Origin of the sequence: Sphingomonas sp. CFBP 13728 (assembly GCF_014841895.1) — a bacterium.
Taxonomy (GTDB): domain Bacteria; phylum Pseudomonadota; class Alphaproteobacteria; order Sphingomonadales; family Sphingomonadaceae; genus Sphingomonas.
This window is the reverse complement of record NZ_JACYUS010000005.1, coordinates 25,043-51,534: the sequence shown is the minus strand read 5'-3', so window position 1 is coordinate 51,534 and position 26,492 is coordinate 25,043. Positions and strand designations below refer to the sequence as shown.

The 26,492-nt window shown below is 62.3% G+C and carries 23 protein-coding genes; 14 read left to right on the top strand and 9 right to left on the bottom strand.

Annotation, left to right across the window (positions count from 1 at the left end; translation table 11 throughout):
* Positions 1-129: 129 nt before the first annotated feature.
* Together IFT67_RS17275 and IFT67_RS17270 are read right to left on the bottom strand one after the other, a co-directional pair.
* A complete protein-coding gene (locus IFT67_RS17275; RefSeq protein ID WP_192239399.1) occupies positions 130-1,200 on the bottom strand; it encodes an LLM class flavin-dependent oxidoreductase in 1,071 nt (356 codons plus the stop codon).
* Positions 1,197-2,105, bottom strand: coding sequence for an aldo/keto reductase (locus IFT67_RS17270; RefSeq protein WP_192239398.1), 909 nt, complete (start codon positions 2,103-2,105; stop codon positions 1,197-1,199). The genes IFT67_RS17275 and IFT67_RS17270 overlap by 4 nt, the downstream gene beginning before the upstream one ends.
* A gap of 26 nt (positions 2,106-2,131) precedes the next feature.
* Between IFT67_RS17270 and IFT67_RS17265 the strand changes: the two genes are divergently transcribed.
* The 3 genes from IFT67_RS17265 to IFT67_RS17255 all read left to right on the top strand — a co-directional run bounded on the left by IFT67_RS17265 (position 2,132) and on the right by IFT67_RS17255 (position 6,858).
* Positions 2,132-3,220, top strand: coding sequence for a Gfo/Idh/MocA family protein (locus IFT67_RS17265; RefSeq protein ID WP_192239397.1), 1,089 nt, complete (start codon positions 2,132-2,134; stop codon positions 3,218-3,220).
* 96 nt (positions 3,221-3,316) lie between these two features.
* The gene (locus IFT67_RS17260; protein ID WP_192239396.1) at positions 3,317-5,623 is read left to right on the top strand and encodes a TonB-dependent receptor; all 2,307 of its coding nucleotides are present in this window, start codon (positions 3,317-3,319) and stop codon (positions 5,621-5,623) included.
* 89 nt (positions 5,624-5,712) lie between these two features.
* Positions 5,713-6,858, top strand: a complete 1,146-nt coding sequence (locus tag IFT67_RS17255; protein WP_192239471.1) for an MFS transporter — start codon at positions 5,713-5,715, stop codon at positions 6,856-6,858.
* Here IFT67_RS17255 and IFT67_RS17250 read toward each other — a convergent pair.
* Entirely contained in the window at positions 6,830-7,837 is a 1,008-nt protein-coding gene (locus IFT67_RS17250) for a substrate-binding domain-containing protein (protein ID WP_192239395.1), read from the bottom strand. The genes IFT67_RS17255 and IFT67_RS17250 overlap by 29 nt on opposite strands.
* 317 nt (positions 7,838-8,154) lie before the next feature.
* Here IFT67_RS17250 and IFT67_RS17245 point away from each other — a divergent pair, with 317 nt between their 5' ends.
* Positions 8,155-8,967 (top strand): alpha/beta fold hydrolase, encoded by an 813-nt coding sequence (locus IFT67_RS17245; RefSeq protein ID WP_192239394.1) that lies wholly within the window; start codon positions 8,155-8,157, stop codon positions 8,965-8,967.
* Between the two features lie 107 nt (positions 8,968-9,074).
* Here the strand turns inward: IFT67_RS17245 and IFT67_RS17240 are convergent, their stop codons facing one another.
* Entirely contained in the window at positions 9,075-9,980 is a 906-nt protein-coding gene (locus tag IFT67_RS17240) for an AraC family transcriptional regulator (RefSeq protein ID WP_197983138.1), read from the bottom strand.
* Positions 9,981-10,286: 306 nt separating this feature from the next.
* On the opposite strand from IFT67_RS17240, the gene IFT67_RS17235 reads away from it, so the two are divergent.
* The 5 genes from IFT67_RS17235 to IFT67_RS17215 all read left to right on the top strand — a co-directional run bounded on the left by IFT67_RS17235 (position 10,287) and on the right by IFT67_RS17215 (position 15,900).
* Complete coding sequence (locus tag IFT67_RS17235) at positions 10,287-11,966, top strand: GMC family oxidoreductase (protein ID WP_192239392.1); 1,680 nt, start codon at positions 10,287-10,289, stop codon at positions 11,964-11,966.
* 158 nt (positions 11,967-12,124) lie between these two features.
* On the top strand, positions 12,125-12,754 hold the full coding sequence (locus IFT67_RS17230) for a LysE family translocator (RefSeq protein WP_192239391.1): 630 nt from the start codon (positions 12,125-12,127) through the stop codon (positions 12,752-12,754).
* 169 nt (positions 12,755-12,923) lie between these two features.
* Entirely contained in the window at positions 12,924-13,811 is an 888-nt protein-coding gene (locus IFT67_RS17225; RefSeq protein WP_206757941.1) for a proline iminopeptidase-family hydrolase, read from the top strand.
* Between the two features lie 210 nt (positions 13,812-14,021).
* The gene (locus tag IFT67_RS17220) at positions 14,022-15,176 is read left to right on the top strand and encodes an N-acetyltransferase (RefSeq protein WP_244647483.1); all 1,155 of its coding nucleotides are present in this window, start codon (positions 14,022-14,024) and stop codon (positions 15,174-15,176) included.
* Positions 15,177-15,192: 16 nt separating this feature from the next.
* The gene (locus IFT67_RS17215) at positions 15,193-15,900 is read left to right on the top strand and encodes an MOSC domain-containing protein (RefSeq protein WP_197983137.1); all 708 of its coding nucleotides are present in this window, start codon (positions 15,193-15,195) and stop codon (positions 15,898-15,900) included.
* 90 nt (positions 15,901-15,990) lie between these two features.
* Here the strand turns inward: IFT67_RS17215 and IFT67_RS17210 are convergent, their stop codons facing one another.
* A complete protein-coding gene (locus tag IFT67_RS17210) occupies positions 15,991-16,665 on the bottom strand; it encodes an NADPH-dependent F420 reductase (protein ID WP_342450648.1) in 675 nt (224 codons plus the stop codon).
* Positions 16,666-16,735: 70 nt separating this feature from the next.
* Here IFT67_RS17210 and IFT67_RS17205 point away from each other — a divergent pair, with 70 nt between their 5' ends.
* The 5 genes from IFT67_RS17205 (at position 16,736) to IFT67_RS17185 (ending at position 23,465) form a co-directional block, all read left to right on the top strand.
* Positions 16,736-17,092 carry an HxlR-like winged helix-turn-helix transcriptional regulator gene (locus IFT67_RS17205; RefSeq protein WP_192239387.1) on the top strand — a complete coding sequence of 119 codons (357 nt, stop codon included), beginning with the start codon at positions 16,736-16,738 and terminating at the stop codon, positions 17,090-17,092.
* A 2,035-nt stretch (positions 17,093-19,127) separates the two neighbouring features.
* Complete coding sequence (locus tag IFT67_RS17200) at positions 19,128-19,565, top strand: DUF202 domain-containing protein (protein ID WP_056019268.1); 438 nt, start codon at positions 19,128-19,130, stop codon at positions 19,563-19,565.
* Positions 19,566-19,602: 37 nt separating this feature from the next.
* The gene (locus IFT67_RS17195; protein WP_056019265.1) at positions 19,603-21,378 is read left to right on the top strand and encodes an SLC13 family permease; all 1,776 of its coding nucleotides are present in this window, start codon (positions 19,603-19,605) and stop codon (positions 21,376-21,378) included.
* Positions 21,379-21,403: 25 nt separating this feature from the next.
* Positions 21,404-21,685, top strand: coding sequence for a hypothetical protein (locus tag IFT67_RS17190; RefSeq protein ID WP_132833781.1), 282 nt, complete (start codon positions 21,404-21,406; stop codon positions 21,683-21,685).
* Between the two features lie 121 nt (positions 21,686-21,806).
* Positions 21,807-23,465, top strand: coding sequence for a chloride channel protein (locus IFT67_RS17185; RefSeq protein WP_243693493.1), 1,659 nt, complete (start codon positions 21,807-21,809; stop codon positions 23,463-23,465).
* 28 nt (positions 23,466-23,493) lie between these two features.
* Here IFT67_RS17185 and IFT67_RS17180 read toward each other — a convergent pair whose 3' ends face one another.
* The 4 genes from IFT67_RS17180 to IFT67_RS17165 all read right to left on the bottom strand — a co-directional run bounded on the left by IFT67_RS17180 (position 23,494) and on the right by IFT67_RS17165 (position 26,313).
* Positions 23,494-23,715 carry a hypothetical protein gene (locus IFT67_RS17180; protein WP_056019259.1) on the bottom strand — a complete coding sequence of 74 codons (222 nt, stop codon included), beginning with the start codon at positions 23,713-23,715 and terminating at the stop codon, positions 23,494-23,496.
* A 299-nt stretch (positions 23,716-24,014) separates the two neighbouring features.
* Entirely contained in the window at positions 24,015-25,433 is a 1,419-nt protein-coding gene (locus tag IFT67_RS17175) for a YncE family protein (protein ID WP_133032469.1), read from the bottom strand.
* Entirely contained in the window at positions 25,430-25,810 is a 381-nt protein-coding gene (gene copM / locus IFT67_RS17170; RefSeq protein WP_244647482.1) for a CopM family metallochaperone, read from the bottom strand. The genes IFT67_RS17175 and copM overlap by 4 nt, the downstream gene beginning before the upstream one ends.
* A 23-nt stretch (positions 25,811-25,833) precedes the next feature.
* Complete coding sequence (locus IFT67_RS17165; RefSeq protein ID WP_043150680.1) at positions 25,834-26,313, bottom strand: hypothetical protein; 480 nt, start codon at positions 26,311-26,313, stop codon at positions 25,834-25,836.
* Between the last annotated feature and the right edge of the window lie 179 nt (positions 26,314-26,492).

Here is a 26,492-nt window from a genome sequence, read left to right as displayed (position 1 = left end):
CTAGACCCGAAAACCTGAACACTTCATGTTGCATGCCGGTGACGTACGAACAACGGTGGATCGCGACTGAGCGAAGCGACTTGCCTGTATCGTCGCCCTCGTGCGGACGACATACGCCGCCGCCGCAAATCAGGTGCTATGCGATAGCGGCGCGTGCGTCATCTTCGGCAGCACGTGGCGGGCGAACAGGTCCGCCTCCGCAGCATGGGGGTAGCCCGAGAGGATGAACGCCTCGATCCCCATGTCCTGGTACATGCCGAGCTTGGCGAGCACCTGATCGGGATCGCCGACGATCGCCGCACCGCAGCCCGAGCGCGCGCGCCCGATACCGGTCCACAGATTGTCCTCGGCATAGCCGTCGGCCGATGCGCCTTCGCGCAGGGCTGCTTGCGCCGCGACTCCGGCAGACCCCGAATCCAGCGACTTGGCGCGGATCGCCGCGCCCTGTTCGGCATCGAGCTTCGAGAGCAGGCGATCGGCGTACACCCGCGCCTCGTCCTCGGTTTCGCGGACGATGACGTGCGCGCGGTAGCCGAACCGCAGCGTTCGGCCGTGGCGGGCTGCGCGTGCAGTCATGTCGGCGATGATGTCGGCGACCTTCTCGCGCGTGTCTGGCCACATCAGATAGACGTCGCATTCCTTGGCCGCCGCCTCGCGCGCGTCCGGCGACAGCCCGCCGAAATACAGCAACGGCGCCTTGCCGGAGACCGTGCCGATGCGCGGCGGATCGACCTTCAGTTTCCAGAACTCGCCGTCGTGATCGAGCGGTTCGCCGTTCAGCAGCGTCTTGAGGATACGCATTAACTCGACCGTGCGAGCATAGCGCGGGCCGGACGCGAGCGTCTCGCCGGGCATATCCGACGAGATGATGTTGATATTGAGCCGCCCGCCCAGCATCCGGTCGATCGTCGCGATCTGGCGCGCGAGTTGCGGCGGCCAGCTTTCGCCGACGCGTACCGCCATCAGCAGCGCCAGCCGCCGCAGCATCGGCGCGATCGCCGCGGCGAAGGCGGTGGTGTCGAGCCCCAGCGCGTAACCCGAGGGGAGCAGAATGTTGTCGTAACCACCGGTCTCCGCCTGGAGGACGATGTCGCGGCAATGCTCCCAGCTCGATTGCAGCCGGGGATCGGGCACGCCGAGAAACTCGTAGTCGTCGTCGCACAGCGCCGAGAACCAGCTGACTTCGCAGGATTTCGTCATGGCAGCGGCTCGCCCCGTGCCGCGATCAGGACGTCGTACCACTCCTGCCGCGTCCACGTGATTGTGAAGGCCTGCGCCAGTTCGGCGATCCGCGCGGGGTTCTGCGTGCCGACGATCGGGATCGCGCGCACCGGATGCGCCATAATCCAGCTATAGGCAGTCGCCGCCCGGCTCGCTCCCGTCTCGGCTGCCTTGCAATCGAGCGCCGCCGCCACCGCTGCGCTACGCGCGTCGGCGGGCACGCCGAGCCGGCCACCGCCAAGCGGCGACCAGGCGAGCACCGCCATGTCGCGCTCCGTCGCCTGATCGAACAGCCCGTTTTCGAGCGGCTCGAGGTGGAGCGGCGAGAATTCGGGCTGATGACTGACGAGCGGAATCGTCAGGAACGACGCCAGTGCTTGAGCCTGCGCAGGCGTATAGTTCGACACGCCGACCGCACGCACCTTACCCGCCGTCACCGCATCCTCGAGCGCGCGCGCCGCTTCCTGTGGGTGCGTCAGGATGTCGGGGCGGTGGATCTGGTAGAGATCGACCTGGTCGACTCCGAGCCGGGTCAGCGAGGCGTCGAGCGCCTTCGTCAGATAGGCCGGACTGGAGTCATACGGTAGCGGCGGGAGGATACCGCCCTTGGTGGACAGGACCATCCGCTCGCGTAGGCCGGGCGAACCTGCGAAGATGCGGCCGAGCAGCACTTCCGCATCGCCGAACCCGCCAGCGCCGTCGAAACCATAGATGTCGGCGGTGTCGAACAAGGTGACGCCCGCCTCGAACGCCGCCTCGATCAGCGCGCGTCCCTCGGCGACGCCGACTCCGGCGAACCGCCACATGCCCCAGGCTATCGGGCTGACAAGGATTCCGCTCTTGCCGAGCGGAATGGCTTTGGGTGTAGGATTAAGCTGCGACATCGCTGTCACGAATAGGGGTAATACGCTTGGTCGAGCAAGTACGTTATGGGCTGGTCGGAACCGGCATGATGGGGGTCGAGCATCTCCAGAACCTGGCCGTCACCCCCGGCGCGGTAGTGACCGCGATCGCCGATCCGGTGAGCACGTCGCTTGGTTGGGCACGCGATGCGTTGGGTACGCGCGGCGACGACGTGCAGGAGTTTGCGGATGCCGCGACGCTCGCCCGCAGCGGACTGGTCGACGCGGTGATCGTCGCCAGCCCGAACTATACACACCGCGACGTGCTTGAGCCGCTGTTCGACGCGGACGTCGCGATCCTCTGCGAAAAGCCGCTGGCGACCACGCTGGATGATGCCCGCTGGGTCGTCGATCGTGCCGCGCAGATGACGCGGCCGTTCTCGACCGCGATGGAATATCGCTACATGCCGCCCGCCGCGGCGTTCATCGAGCAGGTGCATGGCGGTCGAATCGGCGCACTTCGGATGCTGTCGATCCGCGAACACCGCTTCCCCTTCCTGCCCAAGGTCGGCGACTGGAACCGTTTCAGCCGCAACACTGGCGGGACGATGGTCGAGAAATGCTGTCACTTCTTCGACCTAATGCGGCTGATCGTCCGATCCGAACCCGTCCGCGTCTATTGCTCGGGCGCGATGGACGTGAATCATGTCGACGAACGCTATGACGGCGAGCGGCCCGACATCATCGACAACAGCTACACGACCGTGGACTTCGCCAACGGCGTCCGCGCGATGCTCGACCTGTCGATGTTCGCGGACGGCGCCGAGAACCAGGAGGAGATCACCGCGGTCGGCGACGCCGCTCGGCTTGACGTGCTGATCCCCGAAGGTGCGCTCGTGTTCAGCCCCCGCACCGGCTTTCTCAATCCGAAACAGGTCGAACGGCAGGTGATCGAGGTCGATCGCACCGCGCTCGACGCCGGCAGCCATCACGGCTCGACCTTCTATCAGCACCAGAAATTCATCGCCGCGGTGCGCGGCGAGATCGACGTCGAGGTCACCGCGCGCGACGGGCTCATGGCAGTGGCGATCGGCACCGCGGCCGAGATCAGCGCAAGCACGAAACGCGTCGTGGAGATGACCGAACTGGGGTTCTGATGAAGCCGCGCTTGGCTGCACCCAAGACAAACTCGTGCATGACAGCGCGAGACATTCGATAGCCTACCGGACGAGTAGGAATATTTAGGGGGTGGCATGAAGAACTGGTTGCTGGCAGGCGCGGCATTGGCCGCAGGACTGGGCGCGCCGGCCTGGGCGCAGGACGTCCCGAACGGGAACGGTCCCGCGGATAGCGGCCAAACCGGCAATCCCGCCCCCGCCGCGTCCGAACCCGGCGAGATCGTGGTCACCGCACAGAAGCGCTCCGAGCGTCTTCAGGATGTGCCGGTCGCGGTGTCGGTGATCTCGGGCGCGCAGATCGCCGCGCAGGGCGGGGTAAACCTCGAAAGCGCGCAGTACCTCGTACCAACGCTGAATTTCCGCAAATCCGGCACGACGATCAACCAGTCGCTGTTCCTGCGCGGCGTCGGCACCTCGACCTTCTCGGTGGCGGGCGAGCCGTCGATCTCCACCGTCGTCGACGGCGTCGTCTACAGCCGTGCGGGCGAAGCGTTCAGCGACCTGATCGACATCGACCGGATCGAAGTCTTGCGCGGTCCGCAGGGCACGTTGTTCGGCAAGAACACGAGCGCCGGCGTCATCAACATCGTCACCAAGCGACCCGGCGACGTGCTCGCCGGGACGGTCGAAGGGTCGTTCTTTACCGGCAACGGCAACGAATATCGCACGCGCGCCGCGCTCGACATTCCGGTGAGCGAGACGATCAAGAGCCGCTTCACCGGATTCTACGGCAATTACGCGGGCAACATCCGCAACGTCGCGCACAATAACCGGCGCGTGAACGGCTACGAGCATTACGGTTTCCGCGGCATGGTCGTCGCCGACGCCACGCCCGACCTGACCTTCACGCTGATCGGCGACTATCGCCGGAGCAACGACGATTGCTGCGCCGAAGTCATCGGCACCACGCCGACCACGGGCCTTACCGCCAGCGTCCTGCCCGATCGCAACGGCAACAAGTCGCGCACCGTCAATCAGGACCTGATCACGCATACCGACGAAAAGAGCTGGGGCGTCTCGCTGCAAGCCGACGCGACGCTCGGCACGCAGACGGTGACGTACATCGGCTCCTACCGCGAATACGACAATACCGAGATCCGCGACGGCGACTGGCTGCCGACCGCCTATGTCGGCGCCAACCAACTCCACGATTTCGGGCCGCAGACGAGCAATACGTTCACGCAGGAAGTCCGGATCGCGTCACCGTCGAACCAGTTCTTCAGCTACGTGGTCGGCGCATTCTACTCGCGCGCGGAAACCGAGCGGACGTTTCGTCGCGACGACGTCGTCTGCACCGCTACGCCGACGCCGACCGTGCTCACCCCGTGCTCGACCGCGGGCACAACGGTCAGCCGACCGACCGGCACCGCGGTGTTCGGCTCGACCTTCAAGAACCTCGCCTTTTTCGGGCAGGGCGTCTTCAACCTCACCGATCGGTTCCGTGCGATCGCAGGCGTTCGCTACACCAGCGACCAGCTCGACGTCTTCCACAGCCGCGTCACCGCCCTCGCAGGGCCAGGCATCAACCCGAGCTTCGGGCCGTTCGCGGGCAAGACCACCAACACCAACTGGTCGGGCAAGGGCGGCTTGCAGTTCGACGTGACGCCGCAGTCGACGACCTACGCGACCTATTCGCGCGGCTATAAGGGGCCCGCGTTCAACATCTTCTACAATCTCGGCGCGACCGGCACGAACGTGATCGATCCGGAGACCGCGGACAGTTACGAAATCGGCCTCAAGAACACGCTGTTCGGCGGCAAGCTGGTGATCAACCTCGCCGCCTATTACGCGAAATACCACAATTTCCAGGCCAACAACCCGGACGTGGTCGCCGGCGTGCTCGTCACCCGCTTCACCAACGCGGGCGACATCTCGACCCGCGGGGGCGAGCTCGACCTGCTCTATCGCCCGGTCCGCGATCTCAACATCTCGGGCGGGCTCGCCTATACCGATGCGCATGTCGACCAGTTCAAGGTTCCGACCAACGGCTCGACCACCGGCGTCGTGCCCGCGGGTACGCAACTCGGTTACGCGCCGCGGTGGAAGGGCTCGCTTGGCGGCGACTACCGGATCCGCACCGGCAGCAGCATCGACTTCACGCTGGGTGCGCAAGGCTCCTACCAGTCCAGCCAGATCTCGCAGTTCGACGCGAGCGCCGCGATCCGCGACGCGACGACGATCAAGGCATACGGTCTGCTCGATCTCTCCGCCGGCATCGTCGATGCGAAGGACGCGTTCCGGATCGTGCTGCAGGTGAAGAACGTGCTCGACACCAGCTTCGCCTCGTCGATCGTCAGCGGCGGGCCCGGTGGTGCGTATCGCTACATCATCCCGCGCGAGGCCGATCGCTACGCCGGCATCACCGCAAGGCTGAACTTTTGACGGAAACGGTACGGATCCCCTCCCCGGCCCCCTCGCCCGCCCAATCCAAGGCGCGCTGGGTGGTCGTCGCGCTCGTGTTCTTCGCGATCATGCTGAACTATGTCGACCGGCAGATCCTGGCGTTGCTGAAACCGACGCTCGAGCGCGAGTTCGCGTGGTCTGATCAGGATTATGGCAACATGGCGTCGGCGTTCCAGTTCGCCGCCGCGATCGCGTTTCTCGGAACCGGCTGGTTCATCGACCGGGTCGGCCTTCGGATCGGTTTCGCGGCAGGCGTCTTCGTATGGAGCCTCGCCGGGATGGCACACGCCTTCGTATCCGGCGTGACCGGGTTCATCGGCGCGCGCGTCGTACTCGGCGCAGCGGAGTCGATCGGTACCCCCGCCGCGGTCAAGTCCGCCGCAACCTATTTCGGGCCCAAGGACCGCTCGATCGCACTGGGGATCGGCAACACCGCGCCCAATGTCGGTGCGGTCATCACCCCGCTCGTCATCCCGGCGCTGGCGATCGCATTCGGCTGGCGCGCGGCATTCCTCGTCGCGGGTGGCCTGGGACTTGTCTGGGTCGTCGCATGGTTCGCGTTCAAGATGCCCGCCGCGATTGCGGAAACCGGCGGACCCGCGCCAATCCGCTGGATCGACCTGTTCAAGGACCGCCGGACGCTCGCCATCGCGGTCGCCAAGGTGCTGTCCGATCAGGTCTGGTTCTTCATGCTGTCGTGGCTGCCCGATCTGTTCCACCGGCTGTTCGGACTGCCGCAAGGTCAGGTCGGGCTCCCCGTAGCACTCGTCTATGCGCTCGCGGCCTGCGGAGCGCTGACCGGCGGCTGGCTGCCGACCCGGCTGATGGCACGCGGCTGGAGCCTCGACCGTGCGCGCAAATCGACGCTGCTGCTGTACGCGCTACTGATCCTGCCGGTGCCAATCGTGCTGTCGCTGCAAAGCCCGTGGACCGCCGCACTGGTGCTCGGCCTTGGGCTGTTCGCCCATCAGGGGTTTTCGACCAACGTCTTCGCGTTGACGACCGACGTGATGCCGGCACGATCGGTCGGGTCGACGATCGGGATCGCGGCGCTCTGTGGCAACATGGGCTCGATCGGCATGATCCAGCTATCCGCCTGGTCGCTCGGCCACGGGTTCGGCTATGCGCCGATGCTGGCGATCTGCGCGGTCAGCTATCTGCTGGCGCTGGGGTTCATCCAGCTGCTCATCCCGCGGATCGAAGCGGCCCGGTAGAGTCGCGGCGGATCAGTTCGAACGGGACTTCGATCCGCTTCACCGCGAACTCCGCGGCGAGGAGCAGATCGGCCGCCGTGTAGCCGAGCGTCCGCGTCGGCTGGCGGATCGTCGTCAACGCGGGCCAGACGAAGCGCGAGATCGCGTCGTCGCCAAAACCGGCGATCGACAGGTCGGCCGGTACCGCCAGCCCGCGCCGGTGCGCGACGCTGAGCGCGCCCGCCGCCATGTCGTCGTTCGAGGCGAAGATCGCGGTCGGCGGCTGGCGAAGGGCGAGAAGTGCTTCCGTCGCGTCCGCACCCGACGCGAAGTCGTAATCGCCGGGGCGGATCAGGACGGGATCAAACGCGATGTCTGCCTCGTCGAGTGCCGCACGGTAGCCCGCCAGCCGCTGCGCACTGGTCGCATAGCTCGCATGTCCCGTGATGAAGCCGATCCGACGATGGCCGAGCGCCAGCAGATGCCGCGTCATCACGGTCGCGGCGCCGATATTGTCGATGAACACCGACGCGGTGAGGTCGAGCTCGGTTCCCGGCGAGACGCGAACGAACCGCACTTTCCGGCGCGCCATCAGCGCCAGCACCTCGGGATAGTCGGTCGCCGGCGGTGTCAGGATCAATCCGTCGACACCAGATCCGTCGATCAGGCTCTCGATATCGTCGATCAACCGGTCGGAGTCGTGGTCGTAAGGCTGCGCGATCATCCGCACGCCGTCGAGCAGACAGCGGTCGCGAATGCCGGACTGCATCTCGTAGACGTAATACGGACTGGGATTGTCGCACGCGAGCGCGATCTGGAAACTGCGGTGCCCTGCCAAGGTCCTGGCGGCCATGTTGGGTCGATATTTAAGGGTCGCGAACGCCGCCGTCACCCGCGCACGCGTCGCATCCGACACGCGGGGCTCGTTGTTGAGGACGCGCGACACCGTCTTGATGGAAACGCCTGCAAGCCGGGAAACGTCGCTGATCGTCGGCCGCACGCATGGTCCTAAAAAGCGTCACGATGAGCAGTTTGAACAAAACCGTCAAAGAAAACCCCACATAATCGCGCGTTCGATCGGCGAGTGGTCAGCCGCGCCTCGGTACTGATACCTGCATGCGCAACGAGAGGGGCTATTGGCATCCTCAATGAAACCGAGACAGGCAAGATGGTGGCGGACCCGAAAAGCCCCCCCCCCAAACTCCAAGGCTTACCGTCCTTCTGGATGCAAGGTCATGAAGAGCGGCTTCTCGTGCATGGTGTACGATCGGTGATCAGACGACACCGGATCATCAATCAGGTGACCGGAGAACAGTGATGAACATCCCCCTTTTCAAGCTTCTTATGGCGTCTGCGGCATTGATGGTAACCGGCGGCAATGCCGCATCTGCCAAGGAAAATAGCGTGGCGGAGCATCCGACGATCGTTCTGGTTCATGGCGCCTGGCAGACCGGCGATGCCTGGTTGCCCGTCGCAGATCGCCTGCGCGGCGACGGCTACCGCGTCATTACCGTCAACCTTCCGGGCCGCGCCGGCACCCCGCTCGCCGCGTCGGCCGCCAGCCTGGCGCTCTACCGGGATACCGTCATCACGGCGATCGGCGCGGAGCGGAACCCGGTCGTGCTCGTCGGTCACAGCTTTGGAGGCATCACCATCTCCAACGTCGCCGAAACCATTCCCGAACGCATCAAGACCCTCGTCTACGTTGCCGCATTCCTCCCCCGTGATGGCGTATCGCTGCTGGATATGGCCAAGACCGACGCTGGCAGCCTGGTGGTGCCCCACCTGCACGTCGATTCCGCGGCCGGCGTGATGAGGCTCGACTCAGCCGGTGCAGCGCTGTTCGCGCAGGACGGCACCGTCGAACAGCAGGCCTCGGTTGCCGCCAGTTCGGCCGACGAGCCGCTTGCGCCGCTGGCGACGCCCGTCCACCTGACGCAAGCCCGGTTCGGCAAGGCAGATCGCGTGTACATCAAGACGTTGCGGGATCAGGCCATCAGCCCCGCATTCCAGGATGCGATGATCGCCGCTGGCCGCGTTCGGCTTACGCTCAAGGTCGATACCGGACATCTGCCCGCGCTGACCAATCCTGAGGGACTGACGACAGCGATCGAGACGGCAGCCAAGTAGGTCTTCATCGGCGCGGGCCGACCGGCGAGCCCGCGCCGTTACACCAGTTGTCCTTTGCCTGCACGGGCGTCGAACGGACCATAGCATTTAGTCGTCCAACCCCATGCCTATTGCCTGGGCTTTGCGACCTTGGGTGACTGGCCGAAGTGAGCCTTGTACGCACGACTGAAACCAGCCTCCGACTGGTAGCCTGCGGCGCGCCCGGCGGTTCCCACCGAGGCAGCGCCAGCGCTGATGAGTTGGTCGGCAACCGTGAGCCGCCAGCGTGTCAGGTATCGCATCGGCGCTTCCCCAACCGACGCCGAAAATCGCTCCGCAAACGCCGAACGAGACATGCCAGCGAGATCGGCAAGTCCCGCCAACGTCCACTGAACCGCCGGCTCGGCATGCAATGCGTTGAGCACCCGTCCGATCCGCGCGTCGCCTAGTCCGCCCAGCCATCCCGCTTCGTCGGGATAGAGATCCGCCCAGCTCCGCAACGTACGGATCACCAACAGATCGATGGTCCGCGAGATCATCAGCGCGGACCCCGGTCGCGGCTCTCGTGCCTCGAGCATCAGAAAATGGACCATGTGCTGGAGCCAGTCGGGCACCTTGCCTCCATCGTCCCGAATATGAATCAGTATCGGTAGACCGGTGACGACGGGCGGCAGCGGGTGCTCCTCGAACCGGAACGTCGCGCCGATGCAGCGAACTTCGGATCCGGCGCCGTCCCCGACCCGTATGACGAGCCTTTCGGGATCAAAAGCCGGTGATCCCAGCATGTCGCTGCCGGTTGCCCGCCCGGTTGCCCGATCTGCGATCAGATGGCCTTTTCCATGCGGTAGCAGAACCAGGTCGCCCGCCTTCAACAGGATCGGCTCCGAGCCGACCGGGGTCACCCATACCGAACCAAGCTCGACGAACAGCAGGTGAGACGGGCCAGCCGCAAAGCTGCCAGCGAATTGACCGGACAACTCCGCGGAATACACCAGCTCGCCGCGTAGCCTCACCAGCGTAAGCAGATGCGACAATACATCGGATTGATCCGCTACTCTTCTCGATCCAACCGAATATTCTGGACGATCAGTCAAGGATTCAGGTGGCGTCTTCATGGTCGGGAGCGCCTCGATCTTCCAAAAGGGACTATGCCATTTGGAGTAAAGTCTTGGAAAATTATAGCCTTGCCGGCTTTGGCCTTCTGCCCCAGTGGCAGGCATTGGTCGCCGCACGCCATGCTGCCCGCGTAACCAATCCATCGGATCGCCCAGCGTTTACTGGGGTGCCCATAGCCGATGAACCGCTCGCCGTCTCCCCTCCGCCTGTTTCTGGCCCGCACCATGAAGCGTAACAGCGAAAGCACCGCGGCGTTTGCCATGCGGGCAAGCGCAAACCAGGCCGAACGTCGCGCGAACCTGCTCGGCGAATACGACTTCATCGTCTGCGGCGCAGGATCCTCGGGATCGGTCGTCGCACGCCGTCTGGCGGAAGACCTCGATATGTCCGTCCTGCTGATCGAGGCGGGCGGAGACGATAACGCGGCGAGTGTGTCCGACCCTTCGCTCTGGCCGACCAATCTCGGCAGCGAACGCGATTGGGGCTTCGTCGCGGAGCCGAGTTCCCATCTGGCCGGACGGTCGATGCCGCTGTCGATGGGCAAGGGCCTGGGTGGCGGATCGTCGGTCAACGCCATGATCTGGGCGCGGGGGCATGCGAACGACTGGGACTATTTCGCTGACGAAGCGAACGATCCGGCGTGGAATTATCCGAGCGTCCTCGACATCTATCGTCGCATCGAGGACTGGAGTGGCAATCCCGACCGGCAGCGACGCGGCCGAGGCGGCCTGTTCCCGGTCGAACCCGCTCAGAACGCGCATCCGATTGCAAGTGCCATGCTCAAGGGTGCGGCTGCGGCCGGAATCCCGACGTTCGACGATCATAACGGCGCCATGATGGAAGACGCGGGTGGCGCTGCGCTCAGCAACCTCGCGGTTCGCGACGGTCGCCGATCCTCGGTGTTTCAGCGCTACGTCGCGCCGGTCATGGCTCAGGCCAATCTCACGGTGCTGACGCATGCGACCGTCAATCGCGTCATCGTCGAGCGGGGCAAGGCTACAGGTGTCGAGATTGCGCTCGGGAATGAGCATCTGCGGTTGCGCGCACGACGAGAAACGATCCTTTCGCTTGGAGCGATCCACACCCCCAAGGTCCTCATGCAGTCCGGCATCGGCGATGCCGCCATGCTGCGGCGGCACGGAATCGAGGTCGTCGAACATCTTCCAGGCGTCGGCAGCAACTTCCAGGACCATGTGATGGTGGCGGGCTGCGTCTGGGAAAGTCCCGTTCCGATCGTGCCGCGCAATAATCTGGGTGAGGCGACGTTCTTCTGGAAAAGCGACGATCGGCTCGACACGCCGGATATCCAGGCGTTCCTGATCGAGGTTCCGATCGTGGCACCCGATGCGCTCGAGCAATATGGAACGCCGCCTGCTGCTGCATGGGCGTTGCTGCCGGGTCTGGTTCGCCCGAAAAGCAGGGGTAGCGTCTGGCTGACGGGTCCCGACCCAAGCGATCCCGTGGCGATCGATGCCAATGTGCTCTCGCACCCCGACGATCTGACGGCACTCGTCCGCAGCGTCGAGCTATGTCGCGAGATCGGCAACGGTGCGGCTCTCAGCGCTTTCGCAAAGCGCGAGATCATGCCGGGCAATCTCACCGGCGAGGCGTTGCGCGCGTTCGTCCGCAACACGGCGTCGAGCGTGTGGCACCAATCCGGAACCGCCAAAATGGGCACGGACGGCATGTCCGTCGTGGACTCCGAACTCCGCGTCTACGGGGTCGAGAACCTGCGGATCGCCGATGCCTCGATCATGCCGCGGGTGACGACCGGCAACACCATGGCACCCTGCGTCGTGATCGGTGAACGGCTCGCCGGCTTGCTGACGGGGGGACGACGCTCTGCTGCTGCCTCCCGGGCAATGCGTCGGGAAAGCGACGAGGCACTCGAAGTCACTCGCTGATCGGCGGGCGGGGGCACCGATCGAGCAGGATCTGGTGTCCCGCCCTTACGCAACAGATCGGCTCACATCGCTGCGATCGAGGCCGGCGCCGCCGTCCCTGGGCAATTCTGCGCGCCCGATGTGCCGACGCAAAAATTCTACTGGAATCGAGACGTTCAATGTTCGCCGAAAACATCATTGCGTTCGTCGTCACCGCGACGGCGCTGACCATGGCGCCGGGCCTCGATACCGCGATGGTCCTTCGATCTGCGCTCGCTAACGGCGGTCGGCACGGAGCCTTGACGGCTGTCGGCGTGGCGGCAGGCTGCCTGTGCTGGGGTAGCGCGGCGGTGCTGGGTTTGTCGGCATTGTTGCAGGCCTGGCCTCTGGCATTCCTGGCGCTGAAATGGGGCGGTGCCGCGTATCTGGCCTGGCTCGGCGCGCAACTCCTGCTCCATCCGCGCGAGGCGATCGTCCCCGGCCATGTCGCGACGTCTCCTTCGCCAAGATACGGAGCATCCATCATGCGGGGATTCGGCACGAACATCCTGAACCCCAAAGTAGGTTTGTTCTACGTATCCTTCCTCCCGCAATTCGTTCCTCGGACGGAAATCGGCAGCAACTATGCTTTCTGGCTTGCATGCAGTGCCGCTGGCATCGCTCTTGTCTGGTTCACCCTTCTGGCAACTATCACCGCCGCCATCAGACCTTGGCTCAAAAGCGCACGGGTAGCGAAGGCGCTCGATCGCATGACCGGAGGTGTCTTTCTGATCCTCGGGTTCAAGCTCACCCAGATAGCAAATGCCTGATCCTCGGCTCAAACAACAATAGAGACGCGATATGCACGATACTGACCGCCGAACATTCGTCGCGGGGTTTCTGGCCACTGCTGCCATTCCAGTATCGGCGCGCGCTATGATCTCATCATATCCGGACGCCCAATCTTGGCACATGGAAACCAGACCGGAGCGGGAAGGCATGGCGCCCGGACCCAATGGCCCCGTCTATTACCGGCTCTATGGCAAGACGGGTGGCAGGCCGCTGATCGTCTTGCACGGCGGCCCGGCAGCTGGCGAAATCTATATGAGACCCTATGCAGGTCTGGCGGTCGACCGGCAGGTCGTCCTCTACGATCAGACCGGTTGTGGTCGTTCGGCGAAACCTGGCAATCTCGCGGGCTATACCCCGGACGCCTATGTTTCCGAACTCGAAGCGTTGCGCGATCACCTGGGCTTCGAGCAGGTTTCCCTCCTCGGCCATAGTTGGGGCGGCTTTCTCGGCGTTCTCTACGCTACGGCGTATCCCGACCGCGTCGCCTCACTCGTGCTGGCAGGAACGGCCACATCGATGAACGACTTTTCGCAGGCGGCAGACCGCTGGCTGAACGCGTTCGGACCGTCGGCACGTACGACGATAGCGCGGCAGGAACTGCCCCCCGCCGAGCCCACTCCAGCCTATGAGGCCGCGTACGAGGATCTGACCGAAGCATATTATCGGCGTCATTTGCTGCGCCTGGATCCGTGGCCGGGATTCTTCATGAAGGTCGGCGCCGCGCTCGCGGTCAATCCGGTCTATACCTATCTCAACGGGCCATCCGAGTTTCAGCTGACCGGCAAACTCGCGACACTGGATATCAGCAGCGAACTCAAACGTATCGCGGTCCCGACGTTGGTTACCTGCGGGGAGTTCGACGAGGCACCCCCATGGGTGGCTACGAAGATCGTGCGCCTGATGGCCAACGCCACGCTCGCCGTATTTCCCGGCGCGTCTCACATGGCGCATATCGAGCAACCCGAACTCGTAATGGCCGCGACCTCCCGGTTTCTGCGCTCCTCGGACCGTGCGTCGTCGCAGGCCGCACGATGACGCCCTGCGTCGTGGTGGCCCGTGCATGGCCGACAACCCGCCGCCCCTCCGGAGCCCCGCCCCCTTTACGTTCGGCCCCCTCACGCAATCACTCGCTTGCAGCGTTCGGCGCTGGCTGCCCGCAATGACGCACGAAAGTCGAAAGCCGGATGAGCCGGGCGGATGCCGTCTCGCTTGCCGCTCCATCGCCATGACATATCGGAACATTTCTTGCCCACGTTAAAAATCGCACCCGTGACGTCGAAGAACGATCGAAAGCTCTTCGTCGATCTGCCGTTTCGCCTCTACCGCGACGATCCGTTCTGGGTGCCTCCGCTTAAGAGCGAAGCGCTCGGCCTCATCACGCCGGCCAAGAACGGATGGTTCAGCCATGCCGAAGCGCAGCTGTTCCTGGCCTATGAGGACGATCGCGTCGTCGGGCGGATCTCGGCGCACATCGATACACTGGCGCTGACGATGCAGGCCGGGCGCGGCTTCGGGCCGGGTGTCGGTCAATGGGGGCTGATGGATGCCGAACGCGAAGACATATTCGTCGCCCTTCTCGCTCACGCGGAGAACTGGTTGCGCAGCCGCGGGATGGCGCAGGCTCTCGGCCCGATCAGCATGTCGGTCTGGGAGGAGCCGGGCCTGCTTGTCCAAGGTTTCGATCATTCCCCGACGATAATGATGGGTCATGCCAAGCCGGCGTATCAGGGCTGGATCGAACGGGCCGGCTATCGGGCAGCCAAGCAGCTTCTGACCTACGACCTCGACATCACGCATGCGTTCCCGAAAATCGTCCAGCGGATCATTGCGTCAGGCGAGGCAAACCCCCGCATCCACATTCGCAAGGTAGATAAATCCAACTTCGTCGAGGAAGCCGCGATCCTGCTGGCCATCCTGAACGATGCCTGGTCCGAGAATTGGGGCTTCGTACCGCTTACCGAGCCCGAGATCCGCGACGTCGGCGTAAAGTTGAAACCGATCGTGTTCGACGACCTGATCCGCATCGCCGAACTGGACGGCAAGCCGGTCGCTTTCATGATCACGCTTCCCGATCTCAACGAGGCGATCAAACCGCTGAACGGGTCGCTGTTGCCGTTCGGATGGGCGAAGCTGTTGCTGTGGTTGCGCCACCCGAAGGTCCGGACGATGCGCGTGCCGTTGATGGGCGTCGTCAAGGACCTTCAATCGTCACGCATGGCAGGCCAGCTCGCCTTCATGATGATCGAATATATCCGCCGTGCCGCAGTCGAGAGATATGGGGCGACGCGGGCGGAGATCGGCTGGATCCTCGAAGACAATCAGGGAATGCGATCGATCGCCGAAACGCTCAATGGCCGCGTCAACAAGACGTACACGATTTATGGCAAGTCACTGCTTTAGAAGATCGGGTCGATCCATGAACCATATCAACCAGAAGATGGTGCGCGTCGACACGCTACTCACCGGAGCGTTGGTCCCGCTCGGGCCACGCAACGTGCCCAGCGGCATAATCAAGACACCGGTCGACGGACCGACGCTTCTCGGTAGCGAAGGACTGGTGACGGATCGGCAGGGCGATCTGAAAAATCATGGCGGTCCGGAAAAAGCCGTTCATCATTATTCGATCGATCACTACGCGACATGGTCGCAAGAAATCGGCACTCGCGAAACGCTGACACGCGCCGGTGCCTTCGGTGAGAACTTCTCCAGCTCAGGGCTGAACGAACGCGATATAGCGATCGGCGACGTGTTCGGCGTTGGCGGCGCCATCGTCGAGGTAAGCCAAGGACGGCTGCCGTGCTGGAAGCTCAATCAAAGATTCGACGTTCCCGACATGGCGCTGCGGGTTCAGGCGAGCGGTCGCACGGGATGGTATTACCGGGTGTTGCAGCCGGGCAAGATCGCACCCGGCGACGGACTCGTGCCGCTCGACCGTGCCACGCCAGATTGGACGATCGAGCGGCTGCATCGACTTTTCTATATCGATCCGTTCAATCCCGACGAACTCGCTGAGGCCGCCGCGCTGACGCCTCTTGCGGAGGGGTGGCGCAAATGCGCTCAGCGCCGACTGGAAACCCGACGGGTCGAGGACTGGGTACCGCGTTTGACCGGCGCGTCGAGCTAGCACGCGTCGGTGTCTCCCGCGCCGGTGTCGGTCCAGACAACGAGCGCGGGATGGATAGGAGGCGCAACGGCCAGGTTCACGGGGGTGGCGCTATGCGGATACCCCGGCGCCGCGGACGACCGCCTGCAGGCCTTCGCGCAAAGTCTCGACCGTCCTGGGCACGCAATAGACCGGCGTGCCGGCCTCGAACCGCCATCCTTCGGACAAATCGCCCGCATCCACGACATCGAAGCCGATCGCATCCAGCAGGCCGACCACCACCGTCTTGGCAGCGACGTCGTCTCCCGCGATTGGCAAGGCGCGGCGGTCGTGCGTGCCCGTCGGCGTTCCATCGCGTTCGATGTCGCCCGCCAGGATCGCATTGAACACCTTGATCACGTGCGATGCCGGAAGATGCTGCGCGAGAATTTCACTGGTGGTGGTCTCGTCGCGGTCGAGCGCAGCAATCGCACCATCGCGGTCGGGATAATAATTGCCCGCGTCGAGCACGATCTTTCCGGTCAAGGGCTCGGCCGGGATCGTATCATAGGCATACAGGGGTATCGTAACCAGCACGACGTCGCCGAACGCCGCGGCCTCGTCCACCGTCCCGCCCTTGCAGCCGATGATGTTGACGGCGGTAAACAAACTCCGCGGCCCCCGGGTGTTCGAAATCATGACGTCATGGCCCGCGCGTGTAGCAACGCCCGCAACCGCACGAGCGATATAGCCCGCGCCGATGATACCGATCTTCATGTGATTTTCCTCAGTTTTCGAGACCGGGATATCGGAGCGGTGGAATTAATGGCAAGAACTTACAGAAAAGTGCCATACATACCAAAAGGTGCCCGTCCTTATGCTCGATGTTCCCACCTGCGATTCCACGATACGCGGTCATTGCGGCGTCACGATGCAGTCGGCGATCCGGTCGATCGAAGGTCGCTGGAAAATGATGATATTGTCGCATCTCTACTATTCGGCACGTCCGATGCGACTCTCGGAACTCAAGCGCGAAATTGCAGGCGTTTCACAAAAGATGCTGATTCAGCAATTGCGATCGCTCGAGGACGAGCAGATAATAGTGCGAACCGTCTATCCCGTGGTTCCACCCAAGGTCGAATATACGCTGACCGACCTGGGGCGAGCGCTCGAACCCGTGCTGGTGGCATTGCTATCCTGGGCGGACGCGAGAAAAGAGTTTCCGCGCTTGTGAATGCCAGCGCGTGTGACCTTCCCTACCGACGCTGTCTGCCTGTGTCAGTCGCTGGATCGATAGCAGAGTCGTGGCGGCTTCCTTTTTGCACCGAGCTCACTCTTATGGAGTTGTCAAGGGCATCGGCAGCTGCAGATCTCGCACGGCGTAAACATTCCCCATTCAGCTACACGGTGAGCTGTACCGGCCGCAGGAATTCGCAGCGCCGTGGCCCAAACGCGCGAGAGCCCCGGGCTGTGGGCCTGGGGCTTTTGTGGTTTTGGTTGCGGGGACAGGATTTGAACCTGTGACCTTCAGGTTATGAGTACGTGAAGCTGACATACAGATCTCTGTAAAACAACACTGAATTTTATTTTTCTCAGGATGTGTACTAGCACTTGTGCTAAGAAGGCTGTTGGAACTTTGCCACTCCGGGCCCGCTACGGTAGATTGACACACCCGAACGGGACCTTCTGCCGCACTGCGATGTGAGTGGGAGCTCACTCGGATTTTTACTGGGGTCGTTTTCTAAGAGCGAGGCAACCGAGCAGGAGTGCTAGGTCAATATGTGAGAGAAACCTCAGCTGCCCCTCCCCGCTTCGCTCAACCGCCTTTCTCCGAGCTTCCTGCTTGCCGTAACCGCGTCTTATCGCTTTCCGACCGTACCACGTAGTCGGACTGGGCCTGCTTCAGCAGATTGTTTTCGAGTGTCGCGCCAAGCAAGGCGGCGGTCTTGCTGGCCCGGACAGGCAGGCTCCGCCTTGGCTTGACCGGTCATTCAGGTTCTAGACCTTGAAGAAGAGAGTCTAGTTTCGCTGTTACCAACCCTGTTTGAACAGGTTTTGTGTCGCATAGCCCCTGCCCAGTCAGGGTATACCCGGAATGACGCTGAGCATGACCTCCCGCCCTTTTGGTTCAGTGACGGAAAACCTCCAGATTTTGGTTTCCGCACAATCGAACAAAGCGACAGGGTTTGTCGCATGTGCCACGCATGGGTTGGGGTAGCCCCGGTCGCCTGACCTGCCGCCTGACGACAATCATGTGTTTTCCGACACTGGCGGGGCTAGTCGGCGCTTAAAAACGGCAGGGCCGTTCACGCCCACACCCGGACGCTCGGGTTAGTAATTCGGAGTCCCGGTAGTAGTCATTCGTTCAGTGGGATTATGGGGAACTTTCCAGACATGAGTTGCAATCGGGGCGCTCGGGATTGGTAAAGCTGTCTAGTTACGGCCAATGGGCAAGCGCGGTAAAATGGATCGCAAAAGCGATTACGCTGATATAATCTGGCATCGGAGGTAAATGCAGAAATGGAAAGTAGCCGTCAGCTGGAGAGCATCGCCCTCGCAATTGCTCCAATGCTAGCGACTTCTGTATCCGAAGTATGGATCGTGGCAGAAGTTCATGACGACTGGATACAGAGGCGCTACGATGTCGTGTGCAACGGTAAGCTTGTTGAGGGGGTGGAAGGTGAGAGAACCATGAACCGATCCGTCAATGATGCTCTATCCACCCTAAGGCGTGACATGCTTAAAGAGAGTCAGGAAGATTGGCATCATTGCACCTATGTTTTGAGGTCTGACGGAATCTTCAAAATGGAGTTCGATCGTAGCAGACCGCCGAGCGTGTGAATGTAACGATAGATACTCCTGTAAAAGGAGGCAGCGCCACAGAATGTCGGCCATCGCCAGCACCTTCCCGAAAGCCGCCGTTCCGCTTTCCTGCCCAACCCGGACATTCCCGAAATTCGATCCAGACCGTGCGAAAACTCACCGCCGCCCCCGATACAGACGTGATGCTCGAAACATAACGTCGCCAGATATGGCTGCGACGCAAGATAGCCAATCACCTGGCAACCGACACGCAGCTATATTAGTACGCTACATTCGGGGTTGGAGTTTTCGCACGGTCTGGATCGTTTTCGAGAAAGGTTTCGTGCCGCAACCAGCCGGTTTTGACACCTGTGAAGGCGGGGGATCTGCTAACCTCGATAACTTATTCGGCATGATCCTTTTTAACATTCGATGTGCTGAAAGCGTGTGGGTATCGTTGATCATCCATGGCCAACGAACGACTGTCATTGACCCGTGATTTCAACGGCCCATTCGTTCACGGTGCGGACCGGTTGGAGCATAGCGCCAAGCAGCAAGCAGATAGCGCCGATCGGCGCACGGAGCTTGCTGCCGATCGAACAGTCATGGCAGCGGAGCGCACCTACGCAGCCTGGGTCCGTACCGGGCTTGCCGCTCTAGCCGCAGGAATTGGCGCCCGCGCATTGCTTGAGAACATCGTGCCCGGCTGGCTTGCCGGTGCGACCGCAACCGTCCTGATCCTGTTCAGCGGCTTCTGCTTCGTTGCAGCGGTCTGGCGTGAAATGATTCCTATCGCCCCACCGCGGCCCGACACTCAGCGACTGCCGGCTTGGTTGCTGATCTCTGTGAACGGCTTCCTAGCGATTGCCGTCTTGGCGGCACTCGTCGGGATTTGGCTGCAATAACCGGCGTGACTATCGCCATTTTACGGATTCTGCTTGCATGACCACGCCGCAACTTATGTCGATTGGCCTGCTGATTGGCATGATGGGCCTCTTTCTTTGGGGCCGATTTCGCTATGATGTCACGGCCATCATCGCCCTGCTTGCCGGGCTGTCGCTGGGATTGGTGAAGCCCAAAGCGGCATTTACTGGCTTTTCCGATGACATCGTTATCATCGTTGGATCGGCGCTGGTGATCTCATCGGCAATGCAGCGTTCCGGCCTAATCGAGAGCGCGCTCGGGATACTGGCGCGGCGCGTGACACGCGTCCGGTCGCAACTCGTGGTGCTGACTACGGCAGTCGGGGTATCGTCCGGGCTCGTAAAGAACGTCGGTGCCTTGGCTATGCTGATGCCGGCAGCCGTGCAGACGGCGAAGAAATCGGACACTAGCCCCTCGGTGTTCCTGATGCCGATGTCGTTCGCTTCGCTCCTTGGCGGGTTGATGACCCTCGTTGGTACGTCGCCGAATATTATTGTCAGCAGAGTACGAGAGCAGATGACCGGTGAGCCGTTCGGCATGTTCGATTATCTGCCAACGGGGCTGGGCCTGCTTGTGGTCGGCCTCATTTTCCTGCGTTTCGGCTACCGCCTCCTGCCCAGGGAACGCCGCGCAGCGCCGACCATGGGCGAAGCTCTAAACATCACGGACTATGTCACTGAGGCGACCATCCAAGACGGATCGCCCGCTGTCGGCGAAACGGTTGAGTCCTTCATCGACCGTCATGATAATGAGGTGACGATCGCCAATGTTGTCCGTGACGATGTGCGCACGAGCATTACGGCCGAGTTCCTTCTGGCTGCCGGCGACACGCTGATCTTGGGCGGTGACCCGGATACGCTTGAGCGTGTCATTGCGGGTGACCACCTAGCACTTGCCGGACAGCATCGTGACCTACCGGAAGGCAGCGAAGATGATGAGGTTGGCGTCATTGAGGCGGTCATCACCACCGGCTCCGTGTTGGTCCGCCAGTCCGCTGGACGACTGCGGCTTCAGCAACGCTATGGCGTCAATCTCATCGCGGTATCGCGCGCCGGCAAACGGCTGACCAAGCAGCTCAGCGAGACCGTCTTGCGCGCCGGCGATGTCATTGTTCTTCAAGGACCCCTCACACTCTTGCCGGAACGCATGCGTGACCTCGGTACGCTGCCGCTGGCAGAGCGTGCCCTGCGTCTGGGAAGTTCGAAGCGTCGCTTCCTACCACTTATCATCCTCGCGGTGGCGATGACCGTAACCGCGACCGGCTATGTGCCTGTGGCCGTCGCCTTCTTCGCCGCTGCCGGTCTAATGATGGCGACCGGAGCGCTACCGCTGCGAGATGCCTATGATGGCGTCGAATGGCCAATTCTCATCATGCTGGGCGCGCTCATTCCGGTCAGTGAAACCCTGCGCACCACCGGCGCGTCGGATGTACTCGCGACCTCGCTTGCCCATCTGGCGGCCTCCTTGCCGCCATGGGGCGCGGTCGCCCTGATCCTCGTAGCGGCGATGGCTGTGACGCCGTTTCTCAACAATGCCGCGACGGTCTTGGTGATGGCGCCAATCGCGGCGGTGTTCGCGCATGACCTCGGATATCGCCCCGAAGCCTTCCTCATCGGGACCGCTATCGGGGCAGGATGCGATTTCCTGACGCCGATTGGGCATCAGTGTAACACCTTGGTTTTTGGTCCTGGGGGCTACCGCTTCAGCGATTACGCCCGGCTGGGCGCACCACTATCGGTTCTGGTGGTCTTGGTTGGTACGCCTCTAGTGATGTGGACTTGGCCACTGCACTGATCGCCGGGTACTGTTGATGGGCAGCATGGCCAAGCCGCAGGCGTTCGAAGATACTGAATGGCGTCCGTGGCGAGGAAGCGTACCGGGCGGCTCGGAAGGTTGTGGCACCGCAGATGTAGCAGGCGTAGGCGGCTTCATGCGTTTTTTCCACTCGCGGGCAGCCATGCCCGTTCTCATCGTCCTACTGCTTGCAACAATCACGGCAGCTGGACTGGCGACGTCTTGGACGCTGTCGATTGTGATGTGGCTTTCGAGCGCCGTTCTCGCCGCAGCCCTGTTTGCAACCTTGATGCAGGACGCCGACTGACATGGCTTCAGCGCCACTGATCGATAGCGCAGCTAGTCCACCTGGATCTGGTCGGGTGGCGCCATCGTGGCTCCGTAAAGCTTTTCGATCCAGCGAAGCTGCACTCATCGTGCTGGCCATCATGATCGGCAGTGCAGCCGGATTGCTCAGTGTCGTCCAGGGTACGCTCGCACAGGCGATGCAGCATCTGCTTTATGCCTTGTCGCCGGATGAAAGGCTGAGTGCGGCCACGACGATCCCTTACCTTGCTCTACTTGCCCTGCCGGCTGGTGGAGCCGTCCTCGCACTCTTCTCTTGGGTTACTCATGCTCGCCGGCGCCGGATGGTCGACGCTGTAGAGGCGAACGCCCTTCATGGTGGTCGCATGTCATGGTCCGACAGCCTCGTTATCTCCGGGCAAACGATCCTTTCCAACGGCTTCGGTGCGTCTGTGGGGCTTGAGGCGGCGTATGCGCAGTTGGGAGGGCTCGTCGCCTCGCTCAGCGGCAACTGGTTTGCGTTACGCAGGTCCGATCTGCGCATCTTGGTCGGCGCCGGAACGGGCGCCGCCATCGCAGGTGCATTCGGGGCTCCATTAGCTGGGGCCTTCTATGCCTTTGAGATCGTAATCGGGGCCTATACGATATCAGCGCTGGCACCTGTCGCTGCGGCGTGCCTGGCGAGTGTCCTTGTGGCGCAGGCGTTTGGTGCTCAACCGTATCTGGTTGCGGCTAATGCAGGCGAACAGATCGAGACGTTCCACTACCTTCTCTACGCCGGTCTTGGGGCCTGTGCCGCTGGCGCTGGTATACTGCTGATGCGGGCTGTTGCGGAGATGGAAGCAGCTACACGCAAACTGCCGATACCCTCGATTTGCCGGCCGATATTGGGCGGTCTTCTGCTCATCCCTCTGGCGATGCTCACGCCGCAAATTCTCTCTGCTGGTCACGGCGCCCTCCACCTCAATCTTGAAGCCGAGGTATCGCTGCGCTTCCTCGCCGCCATCTTCGTCGTCAAGTGCGCGGCCTCCATCATCTCACTTGGCTTTGGCTTCCGCGGTGGCCTGTTCTTCGCATCCTTGTTCTTGGGCAGCCTGCTGGGTCACCTGTTTGCTGGTTCACTCGAATGGATTGTCGGATCGCCTGTGATCGACCCGCACAATGCGGCCCTGGTGGGGATGGCCGCATTAGCGGTCGCCGTAGTTGGCGGGCCGATGACGATGGCGATGCTAGTCCTTGAGGCGACCCACGACTTCTCCCTTGCCGGCGCGGCCATTGCAGCATCGCTGGTCTCGTCCACCATCGTCCGCGAGCTGTTCGGCTATTCCTTTTCTACGTGGCGCCTGCATCTCCGGGGCGAAACCATCAAAAGCGCCCGCGATGTCGGCTGGGTCAGAACGCTTACAGCGGGCAAGATGATGCGACGTGTCGAAAGGGCTACGCCGTGCAACACGACGATCGCCGAGTTTCGTCGGGCGTTTCCGCTTGGTTCCACAAGTCGGGTCCTACTAGTCGATGACCACGAAAATTATGGCGGTATCGTACAGACTGCCAGTGCATTTGCCGAAGAGGTCGATCAGAAGGCACCGATCGGGTCGCTGGCGATCCACACGGGTCTCGCCCTTACGCCGGATTCAGACATCAGAAGCGTCATGACTACGTTCGATACCGAAGGTGCGGACGAACTGGCGGTAGTTGGAAGCGACGGGGCAGTTCTCGGCATCCTCTCCGAGAGCTATGCGCGACGCCGCTACGCAGAGGAATTGGACAAGGCGCAACGTGAGTTGTTTGGAGAAAGCTGACCAGCCGGCACGCAGCAAACGCTTCGTCCTACCGGTCTCGCTTAAGCCGGGCTTCGATTTTGACCCAGAACATGCCGCATCGCAGACCCATTCCGGCGAGTTGGGCGCCATGTACTGACATCAGCTCCGCACCGCGGCGAAACTGTTCAACCGGCACGGATATGGCGACGAACAGCCCGGCGTAGAGCAGCTGCGACATGATCGAGTGGATCACGACGGCGACCCCCAGCACTATCAGGCGGGCAGGCACGGAAGGCCGATGCGGCGCCGGATCGGGGCCTGTAATGAGCTAGGCGTAAAGGCATCCTGCTGCGACGAAATGGAAGTGCACCAGGTAGTGGAGCGCACCTGCCCTCTCTAAAGCAGCCAGTCCGCTTTCCTTCCCATTGTCGGCATTCAGCGGCCCGATATGTAGAAAACCCAGTCGTAATCACCATTGTGCGACAAACAAGTGCTTTCCGACACTCTCGAGACGTCGTGTCGACCTAGCCCAGCGTCATGCCGAATATACCGGACACGGACAGCGGGGCGCAGGTTTCACCGGAATCCTCATTTTTGCACCTGAACGACAGCGCCCGGCATCATCGGGTCGCCCGGAGCAATGACGAGGTAACGGCGCATGTCGCCTTTCGCGTCGCTGACGATCTGGCGGAGCGGTCCGAGCGTGTTTACTATCGCGCCGCCCGCCGGATTGGTCATGAACTTCGCCAGAGGCTGGATCACGCCGCTGCCGTCAGCGTGGGAGGATAATCCAAGGACATAGGGCATCTTTGGGCTGAGGCCCGCAACCGCCGCCTGCAAAATCTGGACCTGGCCTTGATCGAACAGCGTGACCTGGCTGCGCCCAGTCCCGGATAGAGTCAGCTGGATCTTCATGCCGGCCTGCGCGAGCGGCACCAGGTTTGCACGGCCATCGCCTACCGGCACCGCGCCGGGAACATATGCCACGCCTTGCGGCCCCTGACCGATTGGAATCGTCGCGATGACGGTGTTGCTTGCTGTGTCGATCGCCGCGACCGCATCGGCGTTCTCCAGCCCGACATACATCCGCGTGCCGTCGCCCGACGGCCATAGGCCGTGCGGGAGCGCGCCGACCGGGATGCTCGCCACCTGCACGAAGTCAGTGGTGCGGAACACCTTCACGACATTCTCGGTGCCGACCGTCACAAAGGCGAACTGGCCATTCTTATTGCGGGCGATATTGACGTGGTTGGTGATCGCGCCGGTATCGAACGTCTTGAGCACTGCGAAGGGTGGCTTGGCGTCGAACACCATGACCTTGCCGACGTCCTTGAGCGTCAACCAGACCTGCTTACCGTCGGGCGTCGCGGCGATGTCAGGGCAGAACGGGCTCGCCTGCTTGACGCGACCGACGATCTTCTTCGAGGCGGTGTCGATCACAACTGTCTCGGGCGAGAAGCTCGAACAGACGTAACCGTATTTCCCGTTTGGCGAAAAGATCGTCATGCCGGGGCCATTAGGAACGGGGATGCGCGTGGTCGGCGCGAAGGTCTTGCCGTCGAGCACCTGGATATAATCCTCGCCGCGCACCGCGACCCAGACTTCGCGACCGTCGGGGCGGAAAAACGCCTCATGCGGCGAGCGCCCGACATAGGTCGTGTGCTTCACGGCATTGGTCGCGGTATCGATGAACGTCACCGAGTTCGAACCGATCGAGATCGCCGCCAGCGTCTTACGATCGGGCGAGAAGCCCATGCCGTGGACAAGCAGCTGCCCCTTGTAGAGCGGGCTGAGGTTGGCGGGGGTCTGGTCGCCGAGCTTGATGACGCCGAGCAGCGTGTTGGTTGATGGGTCGATCACCGACACGGTGTTGGAGAACTGGTCCGACGTGTAGAACCGGTCCTGCGCGCTGACAGGGATGTCGGGGGTCGCATTGGGCACTTGCTGGGCAAACGCAGGGCCTGAAAAGCACAAGGCGGTGCAGGCGGTTAGGGTGAAACGCTTCATGGACGGTCTCCGTGATGGGGGTGACCAGTCGCGGTCGGTCCGGTGTGACGTGACAACGCGCCGCCTTCGGATAGGATGCCCTGCATCACCGCGATTTCCTGACGCTGTTCGACGATGATCCCTTGCGCAAGCCGGCGCAGGCGTTCGTCCTTGCCGTAACGCAGCTCGATCTCAGCCATGTCGATCGCACCTTGATGATGCGGGATCATCATCCTTGCGAAGTCGCGATCGGGATCGTTTGAATAGCCAGTCATCATCGCGCCGTGCATCCGCGTCATCGCCGCATCCATCGCGGACGCGAAGCCGTCCGTTTGCGCGATAGCAGCGGTCGATACGGACAAGCCTATCGCCATCAGCAAGGTCATGCGTGATCTCATCGTCCTGTCCCTAGTTTTCCTGTTTACGACACGCGAGCGATGATGCCGATAATCGTTGCTAGCACGGCCATGCAGGCCGGGAGAAAGAGCATCTGTATAGCCGCTTCGCGCCCTGTGATCGTGCCCGTCAAGATATCGACCGGGCCCTTGATGAACTCCGAGAACGAACGGAGGGGTTCGCCGGGGGCGGGAGTATCGCTGAGTACGATGCCGCCAGCAATCAGACCGAAATACAGGATCATGAAGACCGACACGACCGTCAGGACGAGCGCCGTAGCTGCATCACGTGCGAAGAAGGTCCAGAAAGTCAGCAACATTGCTGCATACACGCCGACGAGCAAGCCCAACGTGGCAGGATGGACGCCGCGCGATGCGATGCCTGGAGCCGTTCTTTCCAGCTCGTCATAATTGCCTGCATCCGGCACGATTGCGAGATGTCGACGCACAGGCTTAGGAGCAACGAGTGTCTCGGTAGCGAGATCGTAGATCGGCTGTGTTGCCATGAGGAAGTCTCCGCGCGTCTCGATGAATGCCGAGCGTGACAGGATAGATGATTGCGGCGGGGCGGTCGGTCCAACGCATAACCACGGTCATTCCAATCATTTAACAGGAACGGTCGGCGATCTATAATCGCGTTTTCGTATTGAAATCATCGCGACCATGCGTTGGACGCGAGGGACAT